Origin of the sequence: Solirubrobacter pauli, assembly GCF_003633755.1 — a bacterium.
GTDB classification, from domain to species: domain Bacteria; phylum Actinomycetota; class Thermoleophilia; order Solirubrobacterales; family Solirubrobacteraceae; genus Solirubrobacter; species Solirubrobacter pauli.
Genome location: NZ_RBIL01000002.1, coordinates 1,657,316 through 1,682,590 on the forward strand (window position 1 = coordinate 1,657,316; position 25,275 = coordinate 1,682,590).

Here is a 25,275-nt window from a genome sequence, read left to right on the forward strand (position 1 = left end):
AGTCCTAGGCGGGAACGGCGGTCGTGATGGCGGGCTTCGGCGCGTTGCGGCCCGTCAGAAGGTCATAGAGCACGGCCATGCGGACGACGACGCCCGCCTCGACCTGCTGGCCGATGACGGCCTGCGGCGAGTCGATGACCTCGGCGGCGAGCTCCACGCCGCGGTTGACCGGGCCGGGGTGCATGAGCACCTGGCGCGGGTGCAGCCGGCGGCCGTCGATCTGGTAGCGGGCCGCGTACTCGCGCAGCGACGGGACGAACGAGTCCGTCATCCGCTCGTTCTGCATCCGCAGCGCGTAGACGACATCGGCCTCGGCCAGGTCGTCGAGGTCGTAGCGGACCTCGCACAGCGCCTCCATCCCGCGCGGGATCAGCGTCGGCGGGCCGGCGACCGTGACCTTCGCGCCCATCATCTGGAACGCGAGGATGCAGCTGCGGGCGACGCGCGAGTGGGTGATGTCGCCGACGATCCAGATGTTCGCGCCTTCGAGCGAACCGAGCCGCTCGCGCAGCGTGTAGACGTCGAGCAGCGCCTGGGTCGGGTGCTCGTGCTTGCCGTCGCCGGCGTTGACGACGCCGGCCGTGGTCCAGCCCGCGACCAGCTCGGCCGCGCCGACGAACGGCGTGCGGATGACGATCAGGTCCGGCCGGTAGGCGGACAGCGTCTGGACCGTGTCCTTGAGCGACTCGCCCTTGTCCACAGCGCTGCCCGAGGCGGCGAAGTTGATCACGTCGGCGCTCAGCGACTTCGCGGCCAGCTCGAACGAGGAGCGCGTGCGCGTGCTCGACTCGTAGAACAGGTTCAGGACGCGACGGCCGCGCAGCGCGGGGACCTTCTTGATCTCGCGCTCGGAGACCTCGGTGAACGTCTTCGCCCGGTCCAGGATCTGCTCGATGCCCTGGCGGTCGAGGTCGTTGATGGACAGCAGGTGCCGCATCAGGCGAACGCCTCCTCGAGCTCGGTGATGGTGACCTCGTCGACGCCGTCGATCTCGGCGACGCGGACGTTGACGCGCTCGGCGCGCGCGGTCGGCAGGTTCTTGCCCACGTAGTCGGGGCGCAGCGGCAGCTCGCGATGGCCGCGGTCGGCCAGCACGGCGAGCTGGACGCGCTGCGGGCGCCCGTAGTCGAACAGCGCCTCGATCGCCGCCCGGACCGTGCGGCCCGTGTAGAGCACGTCGTCGACGAGCACGACCGTGTAGTCCTCGAGCCGGAAGTCGAGGTTGGACGCGTTCACGTGCGGGTCGGGCCGGCGGCTGGCGATGTCGTCGCGGTAGAACGCGATGTCGATGTCGCCGAGCGGCACCTGCTGGTCGAGCAGGTCGCAGACGAGCTGGTGCAGGCGGTTCGCGAGGAACGCGCCGCGCCGGTGGATGCCCACGAGGGCGACCGGACGGCCGTTGTTCTTCTCGACGACCTCGTGCGCGATGCGTACGAGCGTGCGGCGGATGTCGTCCTCGTCGAGGACGATCTTGGGTTCTGACACGCGGTTCCTTCCTGGCCTCTCCGGACCGGGTTAAAGGGACGCCGTCAACCTAGCAGCGGCTCAGGACGCTTCCGGCTCGTACTTGACCAGCTGCGGCTCGCCACGCTCGGGGAACGGCACCTCGATCGCGTCGAAGTCGCGCGGCACGACGGTGTTCTCGAAGGTCGCGCGCGCCTCGTCACGGATCTCGCGCGGGAAGTAGCGCGTGGACAGGTGCGTGAGCGCGAGCAGCTTGACCTTCGCGTCGAGGGCGAGCCGGGCGGCCTGGGCGGCGGTGGAGTGGCCGGTCTCGCGCGCGCGGGCGCGCTCGTCCTCCAGGAACGTCGCCTCGTGGATCAGCACGTCGGCGCCGGCGGCGTAGACCTCGGTCGTCTGGCAGGGCATCGTGTCGCCGGAGTAGACGATCCGGCGGCCGGGCCGGCCCTCGCCCATGACCTGGTCCGGCGTGACGCCGTCGACGGTCTCGCCGCGCTGGAGGCGGCCGAAGTCCGGGCCGGGCGTGACGCCGAGCTCGGTGGCGCGCTGCGCGTCGAAGCGGCCCGGGCGGTCGTCCTCGATCATCGCGTAGCCGAACGCCTCGACGCGGTGCTTGACCGGGAAGCCCTGGATGACGAACCCGTCGTAGCCGATCTCCTCGTGCGGGTCGAGGTCGCCGACGTCCAGCCGGTACTTCGTGCGGCCGATGATCGGCCGGATCACCTGCTGGAAGAGCGCCATGAAGCCGGGCGGGCCGAAGATCTCCAGCTGCGAGTCGCGGTCGCGCATGTCGAAGCTCTTGATCATCCCCGGCAGCCCGAGCCAGTGGTCCAGGTGCAGGTGGGTGATGAAGATCGCGTCCAGGTCCGGCAGCCCGACGCTCCGGAGCAGCTGGTGCTGGGTGCCCTCGCCGCAGTCGAACAGGATCCGCTCGCCGCCCGCGCGCAGCAGGATCGCGGGCAGCCCGCGCTTGGGCGTGGGCACCGAGCCCGCGGTGCCCGCGAAGAGGAGCGACAGATCCATCGGCCCGCGAGGCTAGCTGACGCCCGGCGCCCCATCGGCGCCCCGGGGCCCCTGGTCCCCGCGGTCTGCACAACGCTGCCCGACGGGCAGGGGCGCTCAGGCGGCGCGCAGCTCGGGACGCGGCGTGCGCCGCGCGTAGTCGATCGCGACCTTCAGGAACGCGCTGCCCGCGGGCGACTGCCGGCGCGCGGCGCGCCACACCAGCGCCACCGGCCACGTCAGCGCGTCGGGGCCGAACGGGCGCAGCTCGATCGGCGGGCCGGGCTGCTCGGCCACGGACCGCGGGATCACCGCCACGCCCAGCCCGCTGCTGGCGAGCGCGCGGACGGCCGCCATCTCGGTGCAGATGAACGCGTTGCGCGGCTGCAGGCCGCGGGCGGCCATCTTGCGCTCCAGGCGCAGCCGCATCGCGGAGTTCTCGCGGTAGGCGACGAGGTCGGTCGAGGCGACGTCCTCGAAGCTCACCGCGCGCTTGCCGGCCAGCGCGTGGTCGGCGGGCAGCGCGACCACCAGCTCGTCCTGGAAGACCAGCTCGGCCTGGAACTCGTCGCCGATCGCGTCCGGGTCGTGCGCGATGAACGCGCAGTCCAGCTCGTCGCCGCGGAGCGCCGCGAACGTGTCGTCCTGCGTGCCCTCGGTCATGTGGATCGCGACCCCGGGGTGCGCGGCCCGGAAGTCGGCGAGCATCGTGAACAGGTCGTATTGACCGGTCGGGTACAGGCCGCCGATCCGCAGCTCGCCCGTGAGCAGCCCGGTGATCTGCTCGAGCTCGTCCTGCAGCCGGTCGACCTCCGCGAGCGCGCGCTGCGCGTAGCCGAGGATCACGCGGCCCTCGGCCGTCAGCTCCACGCGCCGGCTCGTGCGGTGGAACACGTCGACCCCGAGCTCGGCCTCCAACCGCCGGATCTGCTGGGACACCGCGGACTGCGTGAGGAAGAGCTCCTCGCCGGCCTTGGTCAGCGAGCGGTGGCGGGCGACGGCTTCGACGGTTCGCAGGTGGCGGAGCTCCATGGATCCATCGTGCCAGCGCCGGCAGCCCAAGTCGAACTCATGGTTCTGCTGGCAGCCATCAGCCCAGCTGATGCCTGTGCGACAGCCGGACCAGGAGGTAGACGCCGGTCGCGCCGCACACGGCGGCCTGCGTGAGCAGCAGCAGGCGGTAGTCGAGCAGCGCCACCAGGCCCGCGCCGAGCGCGATCCCGAGCGTCTGCGGCAGCCCGAGCGCGAACTCGCTGGCGGCGTAGGTCCGGCCCTGCAGCGGCCCGGGCGTCGACCGCTGGATCAGCGTGACCATGCCGATGATCATCCACGGCACGCCGAAGTTGAAGAGGATCTTCCCGGCGATGATCACGGCGGCGAAGGAGTCCATCATCAGCAGGCAGCCGATGGCGAAGATCGTCATGCCGAGCGCCGTCAGCGCGGTCTCGCCGCGACGCCGCATGACGGTCGAGGCCGTCAGCGCGCCGGCGATCGCCCCGACGCCGCCGATCGCCATCAGCACGCCGTAGAACGAGTCCGGCTGGCCGAGCGCGCGCGGGATCTCGAAGATCACCGTCTCGCCGAAGCCCATCACGAGCATCCCCGCCGCCATGCCCAGCACCAGCCGCTTGAGCTCGGGGACGCGGGCGATCTGGCGCGCGCCCGCCGCGATCTCGTGCAGCCAGTGCCCGGTGCTCGGCTCCGGCCGGGGCTCGCGCAGCCGGAGCGCCACGAGCGCGCCGGTGGCGAGCAGGAACGTGGTGGCGTCGAGGATCGCCACGGCGCCGCCGCCCGCGACGGCGTACAGCCCGGCGCCCGCGACCGGCGCGACCAGCCGCAGCGCCTCGCGCACGGTCTGCAGCGCCGCGTTGGCCGACGGCAGCAGCTCGCCCGGCACCAGCGTGACCAGCAGCGCCGACTGCCCGGCGGCGAGCACGACGTAGGACGTGCCGTATACGAACGCGACGGCGTAGATGATCCACACGTCGCCCGCGTCCCGGACCAGCAGGAGCGGGAGCACCGACAGCGCCGTCAGCGGGTTGACCACCATCAGCAGCGTGCGGCGGCGCATCCGGTCCACCAGCAGGCCGCCGAGCGGCGACAGCAGGCCGGGCGCGACGATGCACAGGAACACGAGCCCGGCCGCCGAGCTCGAGCCCGTCAGCTCCTTCACCCACAGCCCGAGCGCGAGCCACAGTGCGGTGTCGCCGAGCAGGCTCAGCGACTGGCCGGCGAGGAACAGCCGCGCGTCGCGGTGGGCCAGCAGGCGTCTCATACGCGGTAGGAGAACGTCAGGAGCTCGACGCGCTCGGCGTCCTGCGGCGTGCTGTCGGTGCGCACGCGGCGCTCGCCGAACCGCTGGAGCATCAGCTCGACGATCTCGTCGCCGAGCGCCTGCAGCTCCTCCGCGGTGAGGTAGAGCCCCATCTGGTTCCAGCCGAGGGCGTTGCGCCACTCGCGCGGCTGCGAGCGGTTCTCCTCGAGCCCCTCCTCCGCGCGCGCCAGGTACCGCTGCGTCATCGTGCGGCTCAGCTCCCGGGCGGCGGTCGCCGTCTCCGGGTCGTCGTGCACCTCGCTGAAGCTCATGCCGAGGTACTTGCGCTTCCACGGCCGACGTCGCCCGGTGCCGCCCCCGGCCTCCTCGACGTAGCCGTACTTGGCCAGCTGGCGCAGGTGGAACGAGGCGTTCGCCGGGCTCTCCCCCACGATCTCCCCGGCCTCGGTGGCGGTCAGCTGCCCGTGGATCGTGAGCGCCTCCAGCAGCGCGATCCGGACCGGATGCGCGAGCGCACGCATCGCCTTCGGGTCGGTGACCTCGGGCATCCTGTCGAAAGCCATGTTTCGAAAGGTATCTTGCTATGTGAGCCGGATCAAGTCGAAAGTGATCTTTCGATCCTCGATCCGCGCCAGCCCCAGCGTGTGGTGCGGCTGGCGGCGCTTGTCGGTCGGCGACCCCGGGTTGAAGATCTGGAAGCCGTCCGCCCCGGTCTCGTGCAGCGGGATGTGGCTGTGCCCGAAGACCACCGCGTCCTCGTCGGGGAAGCGCCGTCGCATGCGCGCGAGCCGCCCGGAGGCCGGCCCGGCGTCGTGCACCATCCCGATCCGCACCCCCGCGAGCTCGAGGGTGCGCTGCAGCGGCAGCCGGGCCCGCAGCCACGCGTCGTCGACATTCCCGCACACCGCGTGCACCGGCGGCCCGAGCGCCTGCAGCTCTTCCAGCACCGACCGCTCCATGAAGTCCCCCGCGTGCAGGATCGCGTCCGCACCGACCAGGTGCTCGACCGGAAGCCGCCGCCGCCCGCGCGGCATGTGGGTGTCGGAGATCACCGCGAGGAGCATCTCGGCCGCTAAGCTACCTCGCCCCGAGCGCCCGTAGCTCAGTGGATAGAGCGCGCGCCTCCGGAGCGCGAGGTCGCAGGTTCGAATCCTGCCGGGCGCGTCAGGTGGATCGCCGTCGTGCGTGCAGCACGCCGCCGGCCGCGCCGAGTACCGCGCCGCCGACGAGGAAGATCCCGAACGCCGAGCCGTCGCCGGCGTCACCGTGGTAGAGGCCGCCCGCGAGGACGAGCGCGACGGCCATGGTGAGCGCCCACGCCGGGCCGGTGATCGCGCCCCACGCCGCCGCGCGTTGGAGCGTGCCGGCCCCCGCGGAGCGGGCGGCCGCGACGCCGGCGGCGACCGCGCCGGCGATCATCAGCGCGAGCAGGAGCGTGACCGCGGGCCAGAAGACGGCCGCGGGCAGCCGGTCGGCGTAGGAGAAGATCCGGAAGGCGCCGTCGGAGCCGGGGACGCGCTCGGGCGCGTCGACGGGGAACGGGAGGCCGAGCGCGCTGGTGGCGTCGGGGCGGAACAGCACGCCGGCGCTCAGGGCGGTGAGGTTCACGCCGTGGTCGACGGCGTAGGTGGCTTCCTCGATCAGCGCAGTGGCGGTGCCGCGGCCTTCGCGGACGCCGCCCGCGTCGGCGCCGACCTGCACGAGCCAGCCGACCAGCGCCACGACCGTGCAGACCGCCAGCACCGCCGCGAGCGGGCGCAGCGTGGACAGGGCGGCGGCGAGCGCGCGGGCGGCGGCCGGCGGCAGCGCCACCAGCTCGCGCAACGGCAGCACGCCGGCCGTGCCGATCAGCGCGCCGACGAGACCCCAGAGGACGCCGAGCGCGAACGCGTTGCCGGGGGGCGGCGACACGGCGGTGAGCTCCGTCTTGCCACCGAGGAGGGCGAAGACGCACATAAGCACGCCGAACGGCAGGGCGACGAGCAGTGCCCAGCCGAAGCGGGCGAGCGGCGGTGCACCCTCGGTGCGGTGCAGCTGGCTGCGCACCGCGAGCGCGAGCGCCGTGAGCGGGACGGCCAGCAGGATCAGCGGGTGCAGGCGGCGGCTGCCGGCGAGCAGCGTGTCGCTGCGGTCGACCATCGGCGCGAGCAGCGTGCCGACCGCCTGCCGGAACGTCTCGGTCGGCAGCGACGTGCCGATGCCGACGCTCCCGATCAGCGAGTTGTCGGGGGTGACGAGGGCGATCAGCAGCCCCGCCAGCAGCACCACGCCCGCCGCGATCGCGGCCGCGATCCCGGCCGCCACGGCCGCCGCGCGCGCCAGGCCTTCGACCGGAGGCCCGGAAGCGGGTGGGGTGCTGTCCGGCGCCGGGACCGCGCGGATCACGGCGGCCGTCGGGAACGTCGGCGCCGGGCGGTCCTCGTCGTGGTCCGGGAGGTCGAACTCGTCCTGCCGCGCGCCGCACGACGGGCAGACGTATGCGCGCGCGCTGAGTCGCGTGCCGCAGCTGGGGCAGAAGTTCACGTCGGTCAAAAGGGTTCCCGGTTGCCTCCCGAGCGCTGAGTGGATATCACTTGCGCCCGCCGGATGCGCGTCTTCGTCATCAGCGATATGGAGGGCGTGGCCGGGATCTGCCGCTGGGATCAGGTGATGGCCGGCGCGCCCGGGTACGAGGAGGGCCGCCTCCTCTACACCGAGGAGCTCAACGCGGCCGTACGCGGCGCGTTCGCCGCGGGCGCCACCGAGGTGGTCGTGATGGACTGCCACGGCGCGGGAGGCGACCGGTCGTTCAACTCGCTCGTGCCCGACCGGCTGGACCCGCGGGCGGAGTTCGTCGTGCAGACGCGCTGGACGGAGTACACCGGCTTCCTCGAGCAGGGCTGCGACGCCGCGCTGCTCGTCGGCCAGCACGCGATGGCGGGCGCCGAGCGCGGCGTGCTCTCGCACACGGTCAGCTCCACCAACTGGCACGCGCTCTTCTTCAACGGCGTCGAGGTCGGCGAAGTCGGCATCAACGCCGCGCTGTGCGGCACCTGGGGCGCGCCGATCGCCCTGGTCACGGGCGACGACGTCGTCTGCGCGGAGGCCGCCGCCCTGCTCGGCCCGGGCCTGCAGACCCTGACGGTCAAGACGGGGCTCGGCCGCTTCAGCGCCCGCCACCACTCCCCCGCGCGCGCCCGCGCCGACATCGAGCAGGCCACCCGCGCGGCGCTCGAGGACGTCACGCGCGCCCCGGTCTACGAGCCCGGGGCGCCGTGCACGATCACGGTCGAGCTCAACACCGCCGACCAGGCGGACCCGTACCGCAACCGCCCCGACGTGACCGTCACCGGCCCGCGGACGATCGAGGCGACCGCGGGCACGTGGTGGGAGGCCTGGCGGGCGATCTACCTCGCCCGCTGAGCCCCGGCGTGCGCGCCACGCGCGATCGCTGGTGGTCGTCAGGCGTCGATCGGCGGCCGCCAGAATCGTGCGGGGGTGCGCATGCCGGGGCTCTCAGCAGCCTTCCAGCTTGGCGCGGTAGTACCAGACGCTGTAGTCCTCGCGGATCAGCGTGAGCGTCATCGGCCGGCAGTCGGCGGGCGCGTCCAGCGCCGTGTAGACCGACAGCGTGTCGAAGCTCGGCCCGTCGAACATCGTGCCGCCGGTCTGGCGCACCTTCTCGCAGCCGAGCAGCGCGCCCGCCCCGAAGCGGTGCCCGCACTCGGTCACGGTGCCGGGCGCGCGGAACCAGAAGCCGCGCAGGCCGCCGCAGCCCTCGGCGGTCGCACCGGCGATGTCGCCCTCGTCGTTCCAGAGGCCCAGCGCGATCTTGCAGGACGCCGGGGCGAGCACCTCGGAGCTCTCGGACGTGTCCGTCGTCGACGTGCAGCCCGGGTCGGGATCGACGGCGGCATCCGCGAAGTGGTCGTCGACCATGCCGTCGCCGTCGTCGTCGACGCCGTTCGAGCACGCCGGTGCGTCGCTGCCCGTCTTGCAGCGCGCGATCGGCCCGTACAGCTCGGCGACCTCGCCGCCGGGACGGTAGAGGGCGATCGTCACCTTGCGCGCGCAGCTCGCAGGGCCGGTGAGGGTGAGGTTCATGTCCGCGGTGTCGACGGCCGGCCCGGTCGCGACGCCGTAGCCGCCGGACGTGGTGCAGGTCCAGCCGGGACCGCCGGTGAAGACCTCGCACGCGGCGACGCCCGGCGCGGCGTCCACGCGCACCTTCGTGAACTGGCCGCAGCGGTTGATGCCGACGCCCAGCCCCTTCGTGCTCTCACCCATGCCGGCGCCTGAGCCGTTCTGAAGGCACTCGGCGGACACGTCGACCTCGCCCGTCTCCGACGCGTCGTTGCCGTCGGCGCAGCCCGGGTCCTCGGCGTCGACCTGGCCGTCGCGGTCGTCGTCGGCACCGTTCGCGCACGGCTTGCCGGGCGGCGGTGGGGTCGGGGTCGGGGCCGGGGTCGAGCGCGCGGGCGGCGCGGCGATCCGCCCGCCGGTCGCCGGCGCGGCCGGCCCGGCACCGGGCGCGGGCGGCGCGGGCGCGGGCGCGGCGCCCAGCCCGAGTTGCGTGAGCACCGCCGCGGCGTCGGCCGGCGCCGGCTTGCCGCAGAGCTTCGCGGCCAGCACGCCGGCGAGGCCCTTCACGTCCGCCTTGCCCGCGAGGCGCTTGGCGAGCCGCTTGTCGAGGCCCGAGCAGGCGGGCGCCTTGCCGCCGCCGTCGAGCGCGGCCGCCACGGTCTTCAACCCCGTGACCTTGCCCTTGAGCGTGAGCACGACCTTGCCGCCGGCGGCCACGCCGCGCGGGCGCACGACCGCCACCGCGAGCTTGTCGCCCTTGACACCTCCGGCCACCGTGACGCCCGCCGGCGCGGACTTGACCTTCACGCTCTTGACGCCGCCCGCGAAGGTCACGGCGACCTGGCCTTCGGCGGGCAGCGGGAGCGACTTCGTGGCCGCGTGCGCGGCCGAGCCGGATATCAGCAGGACGCCCAGTGTCAGGAAGAGGAGCCGGAGAGCGGGGAGCATGGCGGGCGACGCTACGGTCATGGCCCACCCGGCGCATCGGGGATCTCCCTAGGAGCGGTGTTGAGCGACCTCCACGCTCATTTACCTCTAATCCGATCGGGTTTATGTATTTATCTCCCTCGTCCGTTTGCCATCGAGGGGGTCAACCATCTTGCGCACCCGCGCACTCGCGGCGTCCGCCGCCGTATTCCTGCTGTCCGCGAGCCCGGCGCTCGCGGCCGGCCCGCCCGACGAGAAGCTGCAGCCGTACGAGGCGACCGTGTCGCACGCGCAGGCCGGCATCGTCGCCGACTCGGGGATCGAGCTCGACCACGCCGGCTTCAAGGCCGGCGTCCTCGGCGAGCAGAAGCTCGAGATCGCCGTCACCAAGACCCAGGCCGCCGCGCTGGAGGCCCAGGGCGTCGAGCTGACCGCCCAGCAGCTCGACAAGCCGGGCGTCGTCGCCACCGGCGGCGACAGCCCCAACCCGTACTACGACGTCTTCCGCTCCTACTCGGAGCCCGGCGGCATCGCGGACGAGCTGCGCGCCGAGGCCGCCGCCAACAAGGACGTGGCCAAGGTCGTCGAGATCGGCAAGTCGCTGCTCGGCAAGCCGATCCTCGCCATCAAGATCACCGACGACGCGCGCAACGTCGCCGACGGCACGCGCCCGTCGGTGCTCTTCGGCGCCGTCAACCACGCCCGCGAGTGGATCGCGGCCGAGGTCGCCCGCCGCGAGGCGAAGTGGTTCCTCGAGCACAAGCGGGACGCACGCGTCGCCGAGCTGCTCAAGACGACCGAGATCTGGGTGCTGCCCGTCTTCAACCCGGACGGCTACGACTACACGTTCACCTGCGGCACCGGCGCGGCGGTCGCGCTCTGCGGCCCGGGCGCGGCGAGCTCCAACCGCCTGTGGCGCAAGACGCTGCGCGACAACAACAACGACGGCATCTACGGCAACGCCGGCGACGGCGTCGACCCGAACCGCAACTTCCCGGAGCAGTGGGCGCTCGACAACGAGGGCTCCAGCCCGACGCCGTCGGCCGAGGACTACCGCGGCCCGTACGCGAACTCCGAGCCCGAGAACGCGGCGTACGACCGCTTCCTGAAGAAGATCAAGCCGGTCTACAACCTCAACTACCACTCGGCCGCGCAGCTGCTGAACGCCTCCTTCGGCTTCATCACCAACCGCCCGTCCGACGACGACACCCTCTCGCGCGCGCTCAGCGGCACCGACGGCGACGCCGCGGTCGACCCGTACACGCCGCAGCAGGCGTCCGAGCTCTACGTCACCCACGGTGAGACCGTCGACTGGGCGTACCTGCAGCACGGCACGATCGGCTTCACGCCCGAGCTGGACACGGCCGCCACCGCGGGCGCGTCGGGCAGCTCGTTCGTCTTCCCGGACGACGAGACCAAGGTCCGCGCCGTCTTCGACAAGAACCTCGACCTGGCGCTGAACCTGGTCAACTCGGCGACGCACCCGGACCGGCCGTCGAACTTCACGCAGGACCCGGCGGAGTACCAGGTCAAGCCGACGGTCGACATCCAGCCGACCAAGTTCGACGTCTCCTACGGCGGCCCGCAGATCGTCGAGGCCGTCGTGCGCCGCTCGCTCGGCAACGTCGACGTCTCGGCCACGATCTCCGGCCCGGGCGGCACCTCGCGCTCGCAGCTGCTGCGCGCCACGCCCTACCTCGGCGGCGAGCGCTACGGCGACGTCCCGGGCACGTACTTCCAGCGCGTCCGCGTGACGCTGCCGGAGAACTGGAACACGGCCGCCGCGCCGCGGGTGCCGACGGTCGGTGACACGGTCGCCGTCACCGTCCGCGCGGGCGGGCAGCAGCAGCGCTTCTCCTACCGGATCGCCTCGACGCAGCAGGACAAGACCAAGAAGCGCGTGCTCGTGGTCGCGGCCGAGGACTACACCGGCACCTCGCCGAACCGCAAGGCCGGCTACGCCACCGCGCCGCGCTACCTGCAGCAGCACGTGGACGCGCTGAAGGCCGCCGGGTACGAGGTCGACACGTTCAACACCGACGCGCCGCCGCTGAACGCCGCCGGCGTCGCGGGCCAGCGCAACCCCACGTTCCTCGGCGTCTTCTCGCACTTCGACGCCGTCGACTACTACACGGGCGACGACTACGTCCCGCAGGAGCCCGCTGAGACCAACCCGCGCTACCTGAGCACGGCGACGGCCTTCACCGGCTCCAACGTGGTCGCCTCGTGGGCGGTCAAGGGTTGGTTCGAGCTGCGCGACTACCTCAACGAGGGCGGCAAGGCGGTCCTCGACGGGCGCAACGCCAACGTCACGTTCGCGTCCACCAGCACGAGCCTGACCGCGTACTCGAGCTTCCAGTTCTACGCGGACCCGCTGTACGGCTTCAACTACCCGCCCAACGGCGGCGGCGACGACGACCGTCCGGGCACGGCCTACCTGCGCCCGCACGACGTCAACAACGACATCGAGCAGTACTTCTTCGGCGTCGGCTCGCGGGCCGGCGGTTACGGCTCGACCACCTACAACGCCGCGCCGGTCGGCCCGGTCGGGAACGGCATCTTCGCCGGCGTGGCGCCGTTCAGCGTCGACACGGCGGCGGGCGACGACCCGAACACCGACGCGGCCGGCACCACCGCGGTCCCGCGCGCGAAGTCGGTCACGCGCCTGCGCACGCTGTCGAGCATCACCTCGCAGCAGCCACTGCGCCAGGAGCGCGCCGAGCTCGACGTCCAGACGACGCCGGCCCAGGCCGCCAACGGCGGCGTGGCCGTGTCCACCCGCGACACGATCACGTTCGGCTTCGGCCTCGAGCAGGTCGACCAGGCGACGCGCGAGACGCTCGTGGCGCGTGCCTTCAGCTACCTGCTGCCGACCGACGCCGACACGACGGCTCCGGTGGGCGACTTCACCTACCCGGCGGCCAACGCCTCGATCGGCTCCAACAGCCCGGTCGACGCCGAGGTCCAGGGCTACGACGAGCGCGGTGACGTCAAGGAGGCCCGCTACTACGTCAACGGCACCCTGATCACGACCGACAGGTCGTTCCCGTTCCAGTTCCGCTACTGGCCGACGGCCGCGCAGTCGGGCACGACGCTCACGCTCAAGGCCGAGCTCGAGGACAAGGCGGGCAACGTCAAGGCGATCGAGCGCCCGGTGCGCATCGTCGCCGAGACGCGGCTCGTCGAGGCGCCCCTGCCGGCGAACGCGCCGACGCTCAGCGGGTCGCCGACGGTCGGCTCCGCGCTGACCGTGGTCAACGGCGGCTTCCTCAACAACCCCGCCTCGACGACGGTGCAGTGGCTGCGTGACGGCGACGTGATCGCCGGCGCGTCGCAGTCGAGCTACACGCTCACCGCCGGTGACCTCGGGCACCTGGTGAGCGCCCGCATCACCGCCAGCAACACGGCGGGTGACGCGGACGCGACGACCAAGGGCCTGTACGTGTCCGCGGCGTCGAGCGGTGCGCAGGGTCCGCAGGGCCCCGCCGGCCCGACGGGTCCCGCGGGTCCGACCGGTGCCACCGGCGCGACGGGCGCCACCGGCCCCACGGGGGCGACGGGTGCCACCGGCCCCGCGGGTCCGACCGGCGCCACCGGCCCGGCCGGCCCGAAGGGTGACAAGGGCGAGAAGGGCGACACGCCGAACGTGCGCGTCACCTGCGACCTGTCCTCGGACGGACGCTCGATCGTCTGCACGATCACGGCGGTCTCCCCCGCGACGAGCAGCGCGAAGCTGTCCGGCACGGCGAAGATCTCCGGCGCGAAGACCACGAAGCGCTGGAGCGGCAAGGGCCGCGTGAAGGTCACGCTGAAGTCGGCCAAGCGCCTCAAGAGGGCGCCCAAGGTCGTCATCAAGGTCGGCGAGACCTCGAAGACGGTCCAGGCCAAGCGGTAGCTAGCTGCGCGGGCGGAAGCTCGCGTAGGCCCCGGAGTGGAACGCGGCGAAGGTCTTCGCCGCGTCCGGGGTCATCCCGAGATGCACGAGGTGGCGTGCCGCACCGCGATCGTCGAGCGGCGCGCCCTTCGGGTCTTTGTCCTGCTGGGGCTCCGTCATGTTTGTGACGTTACGGTGAACCGCTTCGGGAGGACACTGGCCAGAAGTCCGGAGTTATATTCCGGGCGCGTGAGCCTGGACGAGCATCGCACCGACTTCCTCGATGCCCTGCTGGCCCGGGATTCCGCGCGTGCCCGCGGGGTGGTGGAAGCGGCACTGGAGAACGGCACCCCGGTGCCGGACCTCTACCTGTCCGTGCTGGCGCCGGCGCTGCGTGAAGTCGGCCACCGCTGGGCGATGGGCGAGCTCAACGTCGCCGAGGAGCACTACGCGACCGCGATCGCGCAGTCGATCCTCGACGGGCTCTCGCGCCGGCTGCCGCGGGCGGAGCGGGACGGACGGCTCGCGGTGGTCACCGGCACGCCCGGTGAGCAGCACGCGCTCGGCGCGCGCATGGTCGGCGACTTCCTCGAAGCGGACGGGTGGGAGGTGATCCAGCTCGGCCCCGGTGTGCCCGCCGAGGATCTGTTCGCGCTGGTCGAGCGCGAGCAGCCGGACCTGGTCGCGCTGTCGACCGCGACGGCCGGAGCGCTGGACGGTGTCGCCGAGGTCCTGGGCGGCCTCGCGCGGCTTTCGCCACGCCCGTTCGTCGTCGCGGGCGGGCAGGTGTGGACCGCGTCCACCCGTTCGACGGCGCTGGAGCTGGGGGCCGATCACGTCGAGCAGGACCCGCGGCAGCTCGTCGCCTACCTGTACGAGCGGATCCCGCCACCCGGTTGAATCGGGTGTGGATGGATATGGACATCCGTCCGCTTGTCTCACCTCTGACTCATCTGTAGCGTCGTGACCCTCTGGGCGTGCGGGGGTGCACGCATCCACGGATGGAGGGTTTGTATGAGGGGTCGGCCTTTGGCCATCGTCGGAGGACTGCTGGCAGGCTTGGCGCTCAGCGCGCCGGCCTACGCGCAGCAGTTCAGCCCGGGCTCGCGGAGCCTCGGCGACCGTCTGATGCCCGCACTCGGCAACGGCGGCTACGACACGCTGCACTACACGAACACGTTCAAGTACGACCCCGCGGCGAACACGATGCTGCCGGGCTCGCAGACCGAGATCACGATCAAGGCGACGCAGAACCTGAGCGAGCTCGCGCTCGACCTGCGCGCGTACACGGTCTCCGAAGCCACGATCGACGGCATCGCCGCGGGCGTCGCGCGCGTGGGTGACAAGCTCGTCATCACACCGGCCGCCGGCATCGTCAACGGCCGCGAGTTCAAGCTGCTGATCAAGTTCTCCGGCACGCCGCTGGAGATCCAGGACCCCGACGGGTCGTTCGAGGGCTGGTCGCGGATCCCGACCGGTGGCTTCGTGGTCAACGAGCCGCAGGGCGCGATGGGGTGGTTCCCGTCGAACAACTACCCGTCCGACAAGGCGACGTACGACTTCTTCGTCACGATCCCGGCGACGCACACGTCGATGGCCAACGGCGAGCTCGCCGCGCGTACCGACAACGGCGACGGCACCACCACCTGGCACTGGTCGCTCGACTACCCGATGGCCACGTACCTGACGACGGCGACGGTCGGCGTGTTCGACTACCGCGAGTGGACCGGCTCGACCGCCAAGGGCAAGAGCGGCGACCCGCTGAAGGTGTACGACGCCTTCGAGGCCGCGCTCACCGAGGCGCAGCGCACCACGGCGCGCAACACCGCCAACCGCCAGGACGAGATCATCACGTGGATGGCCGGCCTGATCGGCCGCCCGTACCCGTACGAGTCCCACGGCACGGTCCTGCACCGCACCTCGCTCGGCTACGCCCTCGAGTCGCAGACCAAGTCGCACTTCTCCGGCTCCTCGATCAACGTGGGCACCCTCGCGCACGAGATCGCGCATCAGTGGTTCGGCGACAGCGTCGGCCCGCAGACGTGGGAGGAGATCTGGTTCAACGAGGGCTGGGCCACCTGGTGGGCCTGGCACTTCGCGAACAAGCTCAACGGCAGCGCGACCACGACGGCGCAGCAGTTCACCAGCAACTACAACTCGACGTCGCAGCCCACGCGCTGGAACGTCGCGCCGGCGGCGCTGGCGAGCGGGGCGAACCTGTTCGACACGTTCCCGGTCTACACGCGCCCGGCGCTGATGCTCGAGGCCTACCGGCAGATCGTCGGCGACGCCGCGTTCTACGGCTTCCAGCGCGCCCTGCTCGACGAGCACGGCTACGCGGACATCAACATCAACGAGTTCATCGCACTCGCCAAGAAGGTCGCGCAGCAGCAGGCGGGCTTCGAGGCGTCGAACCTGGCCAAGCTCGACACGTTCTTCACCCAGTGGCTGAAGACCCCGAGCAAGCCGACGATGACCCCGCAGGCGTTCTTCGCGAGCACGCCGGCCCCGGGGACGGTGTCCGGCACCGTGCCCGCGACGCTGGCGCTCACCCTGGGCGCGGTCCCGAGCCTCGGCTCGTTCCAGCCGGGCGTCGACCGCGAGTACACGGCCTCGACGAAGGCGACCGTCGTCAGCACCGCGGGCGACGCGACGCTGGCGGTCAGCGACCCCGGCCGCCTCACCAACGGCGCGTTCACGCTGCCGGAGCCGCTGCGCGTCGAGCTCGGCAAGACGAGCTGGGCCGGCCCGGTCTCCAACGAGGAGGTCACCGTGACCTTCAAGCAGCTCATCAAGGCGACCGACGCCCTGCGGACCGGCGCCTACTCCAAGACGCTGACGTTCACGCTGTCGACGACCACGCCCTAGGGATGCGCTGAGCCTGCGCCGCGGCCCCTACTCGGCGGGGTCGCGGCGCAGCGCGCGCCTGCCCGTGTGGAAGTCCAAGAACGTCCGCAAGGCGTCGAGGCTCATCTTCGTCAGCTCCGCGAGGCGCTCGGCATCGAGGTCGTCCTGCGGGGTGCCGTCCGGCTGGGGCTTCGGGGCGTCCATGTGCCCGGGTAATCGGCCGTTCCGTCCGAACCGCCGAATAGGTTCGCCCCCGTGGCCGCGATGACCATGTGCCCGCAGTGCGGGTCCACCTTCCTGCAGCCCTTGCGCTGCGAGGCCAAGGGCTCCGACGTCCTGCTCGTCGAGCTGCGCTGCTCCGAGTGCCAGACGTGGACCAAGGCGCCGCACACGCGCGCCGACATGAAGGAGCTGGACCGCCAGCAGGCCGAGTTCCGCGCCACGATCGTCGACGGCTACGAGCGCTCGGTCGCCGAGAGCATGGAGGCGCTCGCCACCTGCTTCGGGCACGCGCTCGAGCTCGACCTGGTCACGGCCGACGACTTTCGGCCGCGCACAGCCTCGGCCTAGACCGTATGGACCGTCGTCCTGAGCGGCGGTCCTGTCCGGGTCGGGTGTGAGGGTCGGCACCCGCGCATGAGATGCGCGGGTTGACCGTCGAGGATTGAGCCCTCGACGGGGACCGCAATCCTGGGGGTGCCCGGCAGCGACGACGCGGTGGCGTTCGCGGCCAGTCTGGGTGGGTCGGTGCGCGCGATGTATGAAGCCGGGCCGACCGGGTTCGTGTTGGCGCGCAAGCTGGCAGCTACGGGCGTGGATTGCCTGGTCTGTGCACCGGGACTGATTCCGCGGAGGCTGGACGTCGTCGATCTCCGTCCATCAACGTCCGTGGGCAGATCACGTGGGGCGGCGTCCAGCGCGCGGCGCTGGTCTCCCCGCGTGTCGCGCGAGTGCCCCAGCGTCGCGGCCGGGACACTCGCGCCCCCAGGCTCAGCCTTCGGTCGTGGCGCTCGAGACCGTCCCCCACCGCGAGAGCTTCGCGTCCTTCGGAAGCGAGCTGAGGGGCATCAGAGCCAGGTCCGTCGACGTTCCGGCGATGACGTAGCGCACGCTGGCGGCCTCCGCCGGCGAGTGCCACACGTTGCCCTGGACGGCGTGGGAGACGACCGAGCCGTCGGTCAGCGTGAACTCCACCTCTTTGACGGAGTCGGGCACCACGCCGAACGAGCTGCCGTAGGTCAACGTCGGGCTGCAGGTGATCCCGCCGGAGCCGTTGCCGAACTGGGTCACAAGACACGGCGTGGTCGACGATGGCACGATCGCCACCGAGCGCGTGTCGTCGCGATACACCACCCGCGCGTCCTCGAACCTGAGGCTCGGGTCCATTCCTGGGCCCTGCAGCCGGCGCGCCGCGGCCGGCGTGGCCCATCGCGAGATGTCGTCGTCCGGCGTGGCCGGACGCTCCAGGACGGAGTAGCCATCCGCCGCCGCGGAGGCCGCGTTCCCGGCCCCCGCCGACGCCGCGGCGACCACGCGCGGCGCCGAGGCCGGACCGAGCAGAAAGTAGAGCGCCAGCAGCACGGCCAGGCCGACGGCCGCGCCCGCGGCACGTGTGAAGGAGTGCGAAGCGGTCATCTTGATCACCAGTAGTAGATCGCCCAAGTGAAGTTGTCGTACGTCGTGCTGTTCGGGTTGTAGACAGCCCCGTGCCTCGAGGACGACGGGCCGTTGACGTTGTGCCAGAAGACGGTCTGGTTGCCTTGCGTGTAGCCGCAGACGGCATAGGTCATGCTGTTACCGCCGGAGAACGGCGTGGACGTGTAACCGCCCCAGCCGAGCCCGTATCCCGGACAGGCGGTGTGGTCGACGTCTGCGCCGCTGGACGAGATGTTCGTGTGCGCGGACGCGGACGCGTACGCGTTGCCGGCCGACAGTCCCTGGACACCCATGTAGGTGTCGAACGCCGCGGAAGCCGGAGCCGCGGCGACCACGGCCAGCAACGCCGAGGCGACGGCCGTGACGAGTACAGCTCGAAAGGGTGATAGCTGCGACATGTGTTGTGGGGCCTCGTTCTCAGTAGGAAGGAAACCTGGCGACGCCGCGTCCTCCTCGACGCGCCGTCCTGGACCAAGTCAGGAGACATCGGTCGCGTTGGGTTGTGCCGGGTGCCGCGTCGGGCGGGGCTCGTGGGTGTGAGCGAGCCCGCTCGACTCCCGCCTAACGACCGAAGGACGTCGTCGCATATAGGCGAAGAGTCCCGAACGAGAACTTTGTGACCATTACTTTGTCGAGATCGGACCATTCAGTCGGATCTGCCGTTTGCCTTGCTCACCTGCGTTGATGCGCCGACCCTCCGGCGGTCAGCGACGAGGAATCAAGATCGTCCCCCTCCCGTCGGTTGCCAGCAGCTCGATTCGTCCGCCGGCCGGCCCGGTTCCCGCGAGGACGTTCGCCGTCGGGTACACGCGCTCCGGAGAACCGCCGGCGCGGGGCACGAGCGCTCCGGTCACCGCATCGGGCACCAGCGCGAAGAAGTCCCGAGAGCCGCCCTCGCGGCTCTGCGTCGTGACCACCAGGGGCGTCCTCGGATCCGCGGCCTGCGAGATCGTCGAACAGCCCATGACGCCACCGCTGCCGCGGGAATGCCAGAGGCACACCTTCTGCTTGCCCCACGCGACGTACACCGTGTCGCTGCCGGCTTGGAGCGCGACCCGGATCTCGGCGAACCGGTCCTGCGCGACACGTGCCATGTTCTCGCGCAGACGATCTGCTTCGCGGCTGGCCGTCGTCGGCAGCTGAGCCACGCGGGAGAAGACCCGTACCGGATCCGGCGTCGTGTCACTGCGCGTGACGCCCTCCCAGCGCACGGTGACTTGCTCAGCCACCGGGGAGGCGACGAACGTGTTCTCGAGCACGGGGACCACGACCCGGGATCCGTCGTCGGCCGAGATGGCGACGCCCGCGACCCCGTCAGGGGCAAGGCCGATCAGGGTCGACGCGTCGCGGCCGGGCAGACGGAGGGTGAGCGCCTCTGCAGCCGCCTCCGCGACACCCTTGCACGCGAACTCCGGCGACTCCCCCGTGACCGTTGCCAAGAGGCAGATGTGCCCGTCTCGGGCAGGCGCCACGTAGATGTCCGGGCTCCCCGTGCGAGACGCGACGCGGAGCTCGTCCCAGGCGACGTCCAGGTGTTTGAGACCAGCGTCTGCGCGCAGTGCGGCGATGAGCGACGGCGTTGCGTGGCTCGAGGCGTCCGACAGCACGCCGAACGACGGCAGCGGCACGTCACGCGGAGACACACGGATGCCTTCGTCTCGTGGACCGGCCGACCGCTCTTCCGCGGGACCGACGTTCCCTCCCATCAGCGTGGTGCCGACGACCGCCAGGGTGGCGGCGACGAACGCGAGGAAGGCGGTGGCCCCCCGAGCGCCCGGTAGCGGAGAACGCGCGTACCGCAGACGGCTGGGCCGTGCCGCGGCCTGGACCAGCTCGCGCTCGAGCCTCGTCCGGAAGTCAGCCATCTCGATCATCCCCCAGTTGGGCTCGAAGCTGGGCGAGCCCGCGGCTGACACGCTTGCGGATCGTCGCCTCGGGCACGCCCTGCTCAACGGCGATCTGCTGGTAGCTCCGCTCGTCGAGCACGCGCGATCGAACCGCGTCACGTTGGTCCTCGGGAAGCTGCCCGAGCAGCGTCACGGCCACCGGCTCCGTCGCGAGCCGCTCGATCGCCGCGAGCTCGTCGTCGTCGAGCGCGTGGCGCTCCATCGCCAGGCGCTTCTGCGCGCGGCGCGAGACGCGTCCCCGCTTCCAGTACGCGTGCACCTGGTGGTTGACGATGCCGAACAGCCAGGCGTTGGGGACGCTCTTCGCCAGATCGAGCCCTGGAAGCGCGATCAGGGCGCGCGCGAACGCCTCGGCAGCGAGGTCCGCCACGAGCTCCGGATCCTCGACGCGTCGCGAGAGGAACGCCATGACCCAATCGATGTGGCGGCGATAGAACTCGCCGAACGCCTCCGGCTCGCTGCGCGCGCGGCGCAGCAGAGCGCGGTCGATCTCGAGGTCTGAATCGCCCATCACCTCGAAGTGTCCCGACGAGCCCGTTTGTGACCTGAGCCGGCGGGCCTCGAAGTCGTTGGGTGACGCGCCCTCCGCAGGTGCGCGCCACCCGACCTGAGCTCTACGCCGCTCGCGTCGCGGCGGGCAATACGCCCGCCGCCCGGAGCGCGGACACGATCGCCCGCGTCGCCGGAGAGCGGTTGAGCGTATAGAGGTGCACCCCCGGCGCGCCCTCCCCCAGCAGCTCGGCGGCCTGCGCGGTGGCGTAGGCCACGCCGAGCTCGGCGACGGCGCGCGGGTCGTCCTGGCGGGTCTCGAGCTCGCGGCGCAGCGCCGGCGGGATGGTGGCACCGCACAGGGCGGTGATCCGCTCGACCTGGCCGATGCTCGTGATCGGGATGATCCCCGGGAGGACGGGCACGTCGACGCCGCCCGCGCGCAGGCCGTCGACGTAGCGGCGGTAGTCGTCGTTGTCGAAGAACAGCTGCGTGACGAGCACGCGGACGCCGGCGTCGACCTTCGCGCGCACGTGCGCGAGGTCGTCGGCCCAGCCGCGCGAGTCGGCGTGGGGCTCCGGGTACGCCGCGCCGAGCACGCACAGGCCCGCCGCGGCGGCGAGCTCGGTCAGCTCCAGCGACGACTTCACACCGCCCTCGGGTGCGCGCCAGGTCGTCTCGCCGCGCGGCGGGTCGCCGCGCAGCGCCAGCACGTTGTCCGCGCCGCCCGCGGCGGCCTCGGCCAGCAGCGCGACGAGCTCGTCGCGCGTGAAGCCGGTCGCGGTGACGTGCGGGACCGCTTCCAGCCCGCGCTCGTGCGCCAAGCGGCGGACGACCGCGAGCGTCAGGTCACGCGTGGAGCCGCCCGCGCCGCAGGTGACCGACACGAACGCCGGCTCGAGCGCCGCGAGCTCCTCGATCGCCGTCCAGAACGCGAGCTCGGCCTCGACCGAGCGCGGCGGGCCGAACTCGAACGAGACGATCGGCTCGGTCCCCAGCTGCTCGTCGATGCGGGTCATCCGCCCGCCACCGCCGGGAGGATCGTCACCTCGTCGCCATCGGACACCGACGTGTCCAGGCCGTCGAGGAAGCGGATGTCCTCACCCTTGAGGTAGACGTTGACGAAGCGCCGGAGCGAGCCGTCGCCGTCGGCGATCCGCTCACGCAGCTCGTTGTGCTCGGAGTAGAGCCCGTCGAGCGCCTCGCCGACCGTGCCCCCTTCGACCGTCACCGAGGTGTTGCCGCCGGCCGCGTCGCGCAGCTGCGTGGGGAGCTTGACCGTGACCGCCATGGCTTACACCCCCACCGGAGCGAAGTGCTCGTCGAAGGCGTCGATGTCCGCCGGGATCGTGGTGACCTCGAACGTGTCGCGGACGGCGTCGATCGTCTTCAGGCCGTCGCCGGTGACCATCGCCACCACGCGCTCGTCCGCGCCGATGTCGCCGCGGGCGGCGAGCTTCGCCAGCGTCGCGATCGTGACGCCGCCGGCGGTCTCGGTGAAGATGCCGGTCGTCTCCGCGAGCAGGCGGATGCCGGCGCGGATCTCGTCGTCGGTGACCGAGTCGATGCTGCCGCCGGTGCGGCGCGCGAGCTCGACCGCGTACGGGCCGTCGGCCGGGTTGCCGATCGCGAGCGACTTGGCGATCGTGTCCGGCTTGACCGGCTTGCAGACGTCGGTGCCCGCCTCGAAGGCCGTGGCCACGGGCGAGCAGCCCAGCGCCTGGGCGCCGTTCATCGTCGGCACCTCGCCCTCGACCAGCCCGGCGTCGATGAACTCCTGGAAGCCGCGCGCGAGCTTGGTGAACTGCGAGCCGGACGCGATCGGGCCGACGACGCGGTCCGGGAGCTCCCAGCCGAGCTGCTCGACGGTCTCGAACGCGAGCGTCTTGGAGCCCTCGGCGTAGTACGGCCGCATGTTGATGTTCACGAACGCCCAGCCCGGCCGCTCGCCCGAGACCTCGGTGCAGAGCCGGTTGACGTCGTCGTAGTTGCCCTTGACGGCGACGATCTGCGCGCCGTAGGCGCCCGTGGCGAGGATCTTCTGCTCCTCGAGGTCGTGCGGGATCAGCACGTAGGCGGGCAGGCCGGCGGCCGCGGCGTGCGCGGCGACGGCGTTGGCGAGGTTGCCGGTCGAGGCACACGCGAGCGTGTCGAAGCCGAGCTCCTTGGCACGCGCCAGGGCGACGGACACGACGCGGTCCTTGAACGAGTGCGTCGGGTTCGCCGTCTCGTTCTTGATGTAGACCTCGCGCAGGCCGAGCTTGGCGGCGAGGCGGTCGGCCTTCACGAGCGGCGTCCAACCCGTCGGCAGCGCGCTGCGCGCCGGACCCTCGAGCGGCAGGAAGTCCGCGTAGCGCCACATCGTGTGCGGCCCGGCCTGGATCTTGCGGCGCAGCGACTCCGGGTCCCCCTCGGGCAGCGTGTAGCTGACCTCGAGCGGACCGAAGCAGCGCTCACAGACGAAGCGCGCCTCGAGCGGGTACTCGGTCTTGCATTCCTTGCACTTCAGGGCATCAGCCGGCATGTGATTTGAATCCTCCGCCCGGGTGTGCGGCGGAGTCTTCTTCGGCAGATGCACCGGGTGAACCCCAACCGCATCTCCCAGGCTTTCTCGTTGGAGCCTGATGGAATTGCCACCTTCTTCCCGGCGTGCGACCGGGAGCAGGTTGGCGGGGGTTCATAGGGCCAATCCCTCCCCCCCTCTGGATGCGTCCAGCTATGTGTCGGAAGCGTAGCGAATTTCCTTGAGCCGCGAAGTAGACTCTGGGAAATGCTGCCCCCGACCGACGATCCGCTCAGTCCCGGCTATGCCGAGCCTGCCCAGAAGCCCGTTCGGTCGCCGGGGTCGCGCGACCGCTGAGGTCACCCCCGAGCGCACCGAGCCGCGCGTCGAGATCATCGAGTCCCCCGGCCTGCGCTGGTTCAACGTCGAGCGCCCGCGCTCGCTCGAGCAGGCGTGGCTGGAGGAGCACTTCGACTTCCACGCCCTCGACCTCGAGGACATCCGCTCGCGCAACCAGCGGCCGAAGGTCGACGAGTACGACGAGTACCTGTTCATCGTGCTCCACTTCCCGCGCTACGACAAGAAGGTCTCGCGGCTCAACGCGGCCGAGGTGGACATCTTCGTCGGCCCGGACTTCCTGATCACGATCCCGAACGAGCCGCTGGACCCGATCAGCTACCTGTTCGAGCGCTGCCGCACGAACGAGGAGTTCCGCGACCAGCTGTTCTCCAAGGGCTCCGGCTACCTGCTGTACAAGATCGTCGACGACTGCGTGGACGCCGCCTTCCCGATGCTGGGCAAGATCGGCAACAAGCTCGAGCGCATCGAGGAGGCGATCTTCGAGGACGGCGAGGCCGAGGACGTCGTGCGCGACATCTCCAACGCCAAGCAGGAGATCATCAACTTCCGCAAGATCGTCCGGCCGCAGCGCGTCGCCTTCCGCGACCTCGAGCGCAACAAGGCGCGCTACCTCGCCGAGGACCTGGACATCTACTTCGACGACATCATCGACGCGTCCGAGCGCGGCTGGGACATGCTCGAGAACTTCAAGGAGGTCGTCGAGGGCCTCGAGGCCACGAACGAGTCGGCGATCGCCCACCGCACCAACCAGACGTTCCAGGTGCTGACCGCGATCTCGCTGATCTTCCTGCCGCTGACGCTGATCGCCAGCTTCTTCGGCATGAACGTGCACCTGCCGTTCGAGGACTCCCAGTACGCGTTCTGGATCATCATCGCGGCCATGCTCGCGATCGTGGTCGGCGTCGCCGCGTTCTTCAGACGGCGCGGATGGCTCTAGCCGAGCCCGCCGCGCGGCGGCGGATGCTCGTCGTCATCAACCCGGTCGCCTCGAAGATGAACGACCGGATCAAGAGCCTGGTCGTCTACGCGCTGCAGGGCCGCTACGACGTCACCACCGTCGAGACGCGGGCCAAGGGCGACGGGATCGAGCTCAGCCGCCAGGCCGCGGCGGACGGCTACGACGTCGTGCTCGCCTTCGGCGGAGACGGCACGGTCAACGAGGTCGCCAACGGCCTGCACGGCACCGGCACCGCCCTCGCCTGCCTGCCCGGCGGCAACAACAACGTCGTCGCCAAGCTCCTCGGCATCCCGACCGACCTGGTCGACGCCACCGAGCACCTGCTCGGCCTCGCCGACGACTGGGCGCCGCGCCGCGTGGACCTCGGCACGGTGAACGGCCGCCTGTTCACGTTCGCCGCCGGCATGGGCCTGGACGCCAGCGTCGTCGAGCGCGTCGACCGCAATCCGCGCCTGAAGAAGCGGTTCGGGCCGTTCTACTACGTGCAGTGCGCGGTCACGACGTTCCTGCGCAAGTACGTCGTCAACCCGCCGCGGCTCGAGGTCGAGGTCGACGGACGCGCCGTCGGCGGCGTCAGCCTCTTCATCCAGAACGCCGAGAACTACACCTACTTCCACCAGCGCGCGGTGCCGCTCGTCGAGGGCGCCCGGTTCGACTCCGGCAGCCTGGCCGGCGTCGTCCTCACCCGTGCGCGCCCGTACGACGTGCCGACCGTCACCTTCCGCGCCCTGTCCGGCGCGGCGCGGATCGCCAAGCACAAGGGCGTCGACGCCTTCGGCGCCTTCCACGAGGCGGTCGTGCGCTCCACCGACGGGCGGCCGATCCCGATCCAGGTCGACGGCGACCACATCGACGACGTGGACGAAGCGCGCTTCGGCGTCCTGCCGGGCGCGCTCACCGTCGTCGCCTGAACGACGAAGGGCCGCCGACCGCACGCAGGTGCGGCCGACGGCC

General features: G+C 71.5%; 25 protein-coding genes, 1 tRNA gene and 1 riboswitch. Of the genes, 8 read left to right on the forward strand and 18 right to left on the reverse strand.

Annotated features, from left to right (window positions below; translation table 11 throughout):
- Positions 1-4 precede the first annotated feature (4 nt).
- The 7 genes from C8N24_RS27435 to C8N24_RS27465 form a co-directional block, all read right to left on the reverse strand.
- Positions 5-940, reverse strand: coding sequence for an aspartate carbamoyltransferase catalytic subunit (locus C8N24_RS27435; protein ID WP_342794806.1), 936 nt, complete (start codon positions 938-940; stop codon positions 5-7).
- Positions 937-1,485, reverse strand: a complete 549-nt coding sequence (pyrR, locus tag C8N24_RS27440) for a bifunctional pyr operon transcriptional regulator/uracil phosphoribosyltransferase PyrR (protein ID WP_121256173.1) — start codon at positions 1,483-1,485, stop codon at positions 937-939. The genes C8N24_RS27435 and pyrR overlap by 4 nt, the downstream gene beginning before the upstream one ends.
- A gap of 60 nt (positions 1,486-1,545) precedes the next feature.
- Entirely contained in the window at positions 1,546-2,484 is a 939-nt protein-coding gene (gene rnz / locus C8N24_RS27445; protein WP_121256175.1) for a ribonuclease Z, read from the reverse strand.
- Positions 2,485-2,580: 96 nt separating this feature from the next.
- Entirely contained in the window at positions 2,581-3,495 is a 915-nt protein-coding gene (locus tag C8N24_RS27450) for a LysR family transcriptional regulator (protein WP_121256177.1), read from the reverse strand.
- 58 nt (positions 3,496-3,553) lie between these two features.
- Positions 3,554-4,738 carry an MFS transporter gene (locus C8N24_RS27455; RefSeq protein WP_121256179.1) on the reverse strand — a complete coding sequence of 395 codons (1,185 nt, stop codon included), beginning with the start codon at positions 4,736-4,738 and terminating at the stop codon, positions 3,554-3,556.
- On the reverse strand, positions 4,735-5,301 hold the full coding sequence (locus C8N24_RS27460; protein WP_121256181.1) for a winged helix-turn-helix domain-containing protein: 567 nt from the start codon (positions 5,299-5,301) through the stop codon (positions 4,735-4,737). The genes C8N24_RS27455 and C8N24_RS27460 overlap by 4 nt, the downstream gene beginning before the upstream one ends.
- Before the next feature lie 18 nt (positions 5,302-5,319).
- Positions 5,320-5,802: a metallophosphoesterase family protein gene (locus C8N24_RS27465; RefSeq protein WP_121256183.1), complete on the reverse strand. Its 483-nt coding sequence runs from the start codon at positions 5,800-5,802 to the stop codon at positions 5,320-5,322.
- 27 nt (positions 5,803-5,829) lie between these two features.
- Here C8N24_RS27465 and C8N24_RS27470 point away from each other — a divergent pair.
- A tRNA-Arg gene (locus tag C8N24_RS27470) sits at positions 5,830-5,902 on the forward strand.
- Here C8N24_RS27470 and C8N24_RS27475 read toward each other — a convergent pair.
- Positions 5,903-7,261: a zinc ribbon domain-containing protein gene (locus C8N24_RS27475; RefSeq protein WP_147448008.1), complete on the reverse strand. Its 1,359-nt coding sequence runs from the start codon at positions 7,259-7,261 to the stop codon at positions 5,903-5,905.
- Between the two features lie 63 nt (positions 7,262-7,324).
- On the opposite strand from C8N24_RS27475, the gene C8N24_RS27480 reads away from it, so the two are divergent.
- Positions 7,325-8,140: a M55 family metallopeptidase gene (locus tag C8N24_RS27480; RefSeq protein WP_121256187.1), complete on the forward strand. Its 816-nt coding sequence runs from the start codon at positions 7,325-7,327 to the stop codon at positions 8,138-8,140.
- 93 nt (positions 8,141-8,233) lie between these two features.
- Here C8N24_RS27480 and C8N24_RS27485 read toward each other — a convergent pair whose 3' ends face one another.
- Positions 8,234-9,748: a hypothetical protein gene (locus C8N24_RS27485; RefSeq protein ID WP_147448009.1), complete on the reverse strand. Its 1,515-nt coding sequence runs from the start codon at positions 9,746-9,748 to the stop codon at positions 8,234-8,236.
- Positions 9,749-9,899: 151 nt separating this feature from the next.
- On the opposite strand from C8N24_RS27485, the gene C8N24_RS27490 reads away from it, so the two are divergent.
- Positions 9,900-13,622, forward strand: a complete 3,723-nt coding sequence (locus tag C8N24_RS27490; protein WP_147448010.1) for a M14 family zinc carboxypeptidase — start codon at positions 9,900-9,902, stop codon at positions 13,620-13,622.
- Here the strand turns inward: C8N24_RS27490 and C8N24_RS34380 are convergent, their stop codons facing one another.
- Positions 13,623-13,781: a hypothetical protein gene (locus C8N24_RS34380; RefSeq protein WP_170179463.1), complete on the reverse strand. Its 159-nt coding sequence runs from the start codon at positions 13,779-13,781 to the stop codon at positions 13,623-13,625.
- A gap of 69 nt (positions 13,782-13,850) precedes the next feature.
- On the opposite strand from C8N24_RS34380, the gene C8N24_RS27495 reads away from it, so the two are divergent.
- Both C8N24_RS27495 and C8N24_RS27500 read left to right on the forward strand, forming a co-directional pair.
- Entirely contained in the window at positions 13,851-14,501 is a 651-nt protein-coding gene (locus C8N24_RS27495; RefSeq protein WP_170179464.1) for a cobalamin B12-binding domain-containing protein, read from the forward strand.
- Positions 14,502-14,630: 129 nt separating this feature from the next.
- The gene (locus C8N24_RS27500; RefSeq protein ID WP_170179465.1) at positions 14,631-16,469 is read left to right on the forward strand and encodes a M1 family metallopeptidase; all 1,839 of its coding nucleotides are present in this window, start codon (positions 14,631-14,633) and stop codon (positions 16,467-16,469) included.
- Between the two features lie 27 nt (positions 16,470-16,496).
- Here the strand turns inward: C8N24_RS27500 and C8N24_RS34385 are convergent, their stop codons facing one another.
- Entirely contained in the window at positions 16,497-16,652 is a 156-nt protein-coding gene (locus C8N24_RS34385; protein ID WP_170179466.1) for a hypothetical protein, read from the reverse strand.
- Positions 16,653-16,703: 51 nt separating this feature from the next.
- Here C8N24_RS34385 and C8N24_RS27505 point away from each other — a divergent pair, with 51 nt between their 5' ends.
- Positions 16,704-17,018 (forward strand): hypothetical protein, encoded by a 315-nt coding sequence (locus C8N24_RS27505; protein ID WP_121256197.1) that lies wholly within the window; start codon positions 16,704-16,706, stop codon positions 17,016-17,018.
- Positions 17,019-17,438: 420 nt separating this feature from the next.
- Here the strand turns inward: C8N24_RS27505 and C8N24_RS27510 are convergent, their stop codons facing one another.
- The 7 genes from C8N24_RS27510 to thrC form a co-directional block, all read right to left on the reverse strand.
- The gene (locus tag C8N24_RS27510) at positions 17,439-18,083 is read right to left on the reverse strand and encodes a hypothetical protein (RefSeq protein ID WP_147448011.1); all 645 of its coding nucleotides are present in this window, start codon (positions 18,081-18,083) and stop codon (positions 17,439-17,441) included.
- Positions 18,084-18,088: 5 nt separating this feature from the next.
- Entirely contained in the window at positions 18,089-18,502 is a 414-nt protein-coding gene (locus tag C8N24_RS27515; RefSeq protein ID WP_147448012.1) for a hypothetical protein, read from the reverse strand.
- A gap of 306 nt (positions 18,503-18,808) precedes the next feature.
- A complete protein-coding gene (locus C8N24_RS27520) occupies positions 18,809-20,020 on the reverse strand; it encodes a hypothetical protein (RefSeq protein WP_170179467.1) in 1,212 nt (403 codons plus the stop codon).
- Positions 19,962-20,522: an RNA polymerase sigma factor gene (locus tag C8N24_RS27525; protein WP_121256205.1), complete on the reverse strand. Its 561-nt coding sequence runs from the start codon at positions 20,520-20,522 to the stop codon at positions 19,962-19,964. Before C8N24_RS27525 ends, C8N24_RS27520 begins: the two co-directional genes overlap by 59 nt.
- A gap of 103 nt (positions 20,523-20,625) precedes the next feature.
- Positions 20,626-21,519 carry a methylenetetrahydrofolate reductase gene (locus C8N24_RS27530; RefSeq protein WP_121256207.1) on the reverse strand — a complete coding sequence of 298 codons (894 nt, stop codon included), beginning with the start codon at positions 21,517-21,519 and terminating at the stop codon, positions 20,626-20,628.
- The gene (locus C8N24_RS27535; RefSeq protein WP_121256209.1) at positions 21,516-21,791 is read right to left on the reverse strand and encodes a ubiquitin-like small modifier protein 1; all 276 of its coding nucleotides are present in this window, start codon (positions 21,789-21,791) and stop codon (positions 21,516-21,518) included. The genes C8N24_RS27530 and C8N24_RS27535 overlap by 4 nt, the downstream gene beginning before the upstream one ends.
- Positions 21,792-21,794: 3 nt before the next feature.
- On the reverse strand, positions 21,795-23,024 hold the full coding sequence (gene thrC, locus C8N24_RS27540) for a threonine synthase (protein WP_121256211.1): 1,230 nt from the start codon (positions 23,022-23,024) through the stop codon (positions 21,795-21,797).
- 67 nt (positions 23,025-23,091) lie between these two features.
- Positions 23,092-23,213: riboswitch (SAM riboswitch) on the reverse strand.
- A gap of 94 nt (positions 23,214-23,307) precedes the next feature.
- Between thrC and C8N24_RS27545 the strand changes: the two genes are divergently transcribed.
- A complete protein-coding gene (locus C8N24_RS27545; RefSeq protein WP_121256213.1) occupies positions 23,308-24,300 on the forward strand; it encodes a magnesium transporter CorA family protein in 993 nt (330 codons plus the stop codon).
- Positions 24,291-25,232, forward strand: coding sequence for a diacylglycerol/lipid kinase family protein (locus tag C8N24_RS27550; RefSeq protein WP_121256215.1), 942 nt, complete (start codon positions 24,291-24,293; stop codon positions 25,230-25,232). Before C8N24_RS27545 ends, C8N24_RS27550 begins: the two co-directional genes overlap by 10 nt.
- Positions 25,233-25,275 lie beyond the last annotated feature (43 nt).

Coding starts and splice junctions, on each gene's coding strand:
- C8N24_RS27530 (WP_121256207.1), bottom strand. CDS start 21,519: ATGACCCGCATCGACGAGCAGCTGGGGACCGAGCCGATCGTCTCGTTC.
- C8N24_RS27510 (WP_147448011.1), bottom strand. CDS start 18,083: ATGACCGCTTCGCACTCCTTCACACGTGCCGCGGGCGCGGCCGTCGGC.
- C8N24_RS34385 (WP_170179466.1), bottom strand. CDS start 16,652: ATGGACGCCCCGAAGCCCCAGCCGGACGGCACCCCGCAGGACGACCTC.
- rnz (WP_121256175.1), bottom strand. CDS start 2,484: ATGGATCTGTCGCTCCTCTTCGCGGGCACCGCGGGCTCGGTGCCCACG.
- C8N24_RS27485 (WP_147448009.1), bottom strand. CDS start 9,748: ATGCTCCCCGCTCTCCGGCTCCTCTTCCTGACACTGGGCGTCCTGCTG.
- C8N24_RS27550 (WP_121256215.1), top strand. CDS start 24,291: ATGGCTCTAGCCGAGCCCGCCGCGCGGCGGCGGATGCTCGTCGTCATC.
- C8N24_RS27450 (WP_121256177.1), bottom strand. CDS start 3,495: ATGGAGCTCCGCCACCTGCGAACCGTCGAAGCCGTCGCCCGCCACCGC.
- C8N24_RS27460 (WP_121256181.1), bottom strand. CDS start 5,301: ATGGCTTTCGACAGGATGCCCGAGGTCACCGACCCGAAGGCGATGCGT.
- C8N24_RS27515 (WP_147448012.1), bottom strand. CDS start 18,502: ATGTCGCAGCTATCACCCTTTCGAGCTGTACTCGTCACGGCCGTCGCC.
- C8N24_RS27455 (WP_121256179.1), bottom strand. CDS start 4,738: ATGAGACGCCTGCTGGCCCACCGCGACGCGCGGCTGTTCCTCGCCGGC.
- C8N24_RS27480 (WP_121256187.1), top strand. CDS start 7,325: ATGCGCGTCTTCGTCATCAGCGATATGGAGGGCGTGGCCGGGATCTGC.
- C8N24_RS27535 (WP_121256209.1), bottom strand. CDS start 21,791: ATGGCGGTCACGGTCAAGCTCCCCACGCAGCTGCGCGACGCGGCCGGC.
- C8N24_RS27525 (WP_121256205.1), bottom strand. CDS start 20,522: ATGGGCGATTCAGACCTCGAGATCGACCGCGCTCTGCTGCGCCGCGCG.
- C8N24_RS27465 (WP_121256183.1), bottom strand. CDS start 5,802: ATGCTCCTCGCGGTGATCTCCGACACCCACATGCCGCGCGGGCGGCGG.
- thrC (WP_121256211.1), bottom strand. CDS start 23,024: ATGCCGGCTGATGCCCTGAAGTGCAAGGAATGCAAGACCGAGTACCCG.
- C8N24_RS34380 (WP_170179463.1), bottom strand. CDS start 13,781: ATGACGGAGCCCCAGCAGGACAAAGACCCGAAGGGCGCGCCGCTCGAC.
- C8N24_RS27545 (WP_121256213.1), top strand. CDS start 23,308: ATGCCGAGCCTGCCCAGAAGCCCGTTCGGTCGCCGGGGTCGCGCGACC.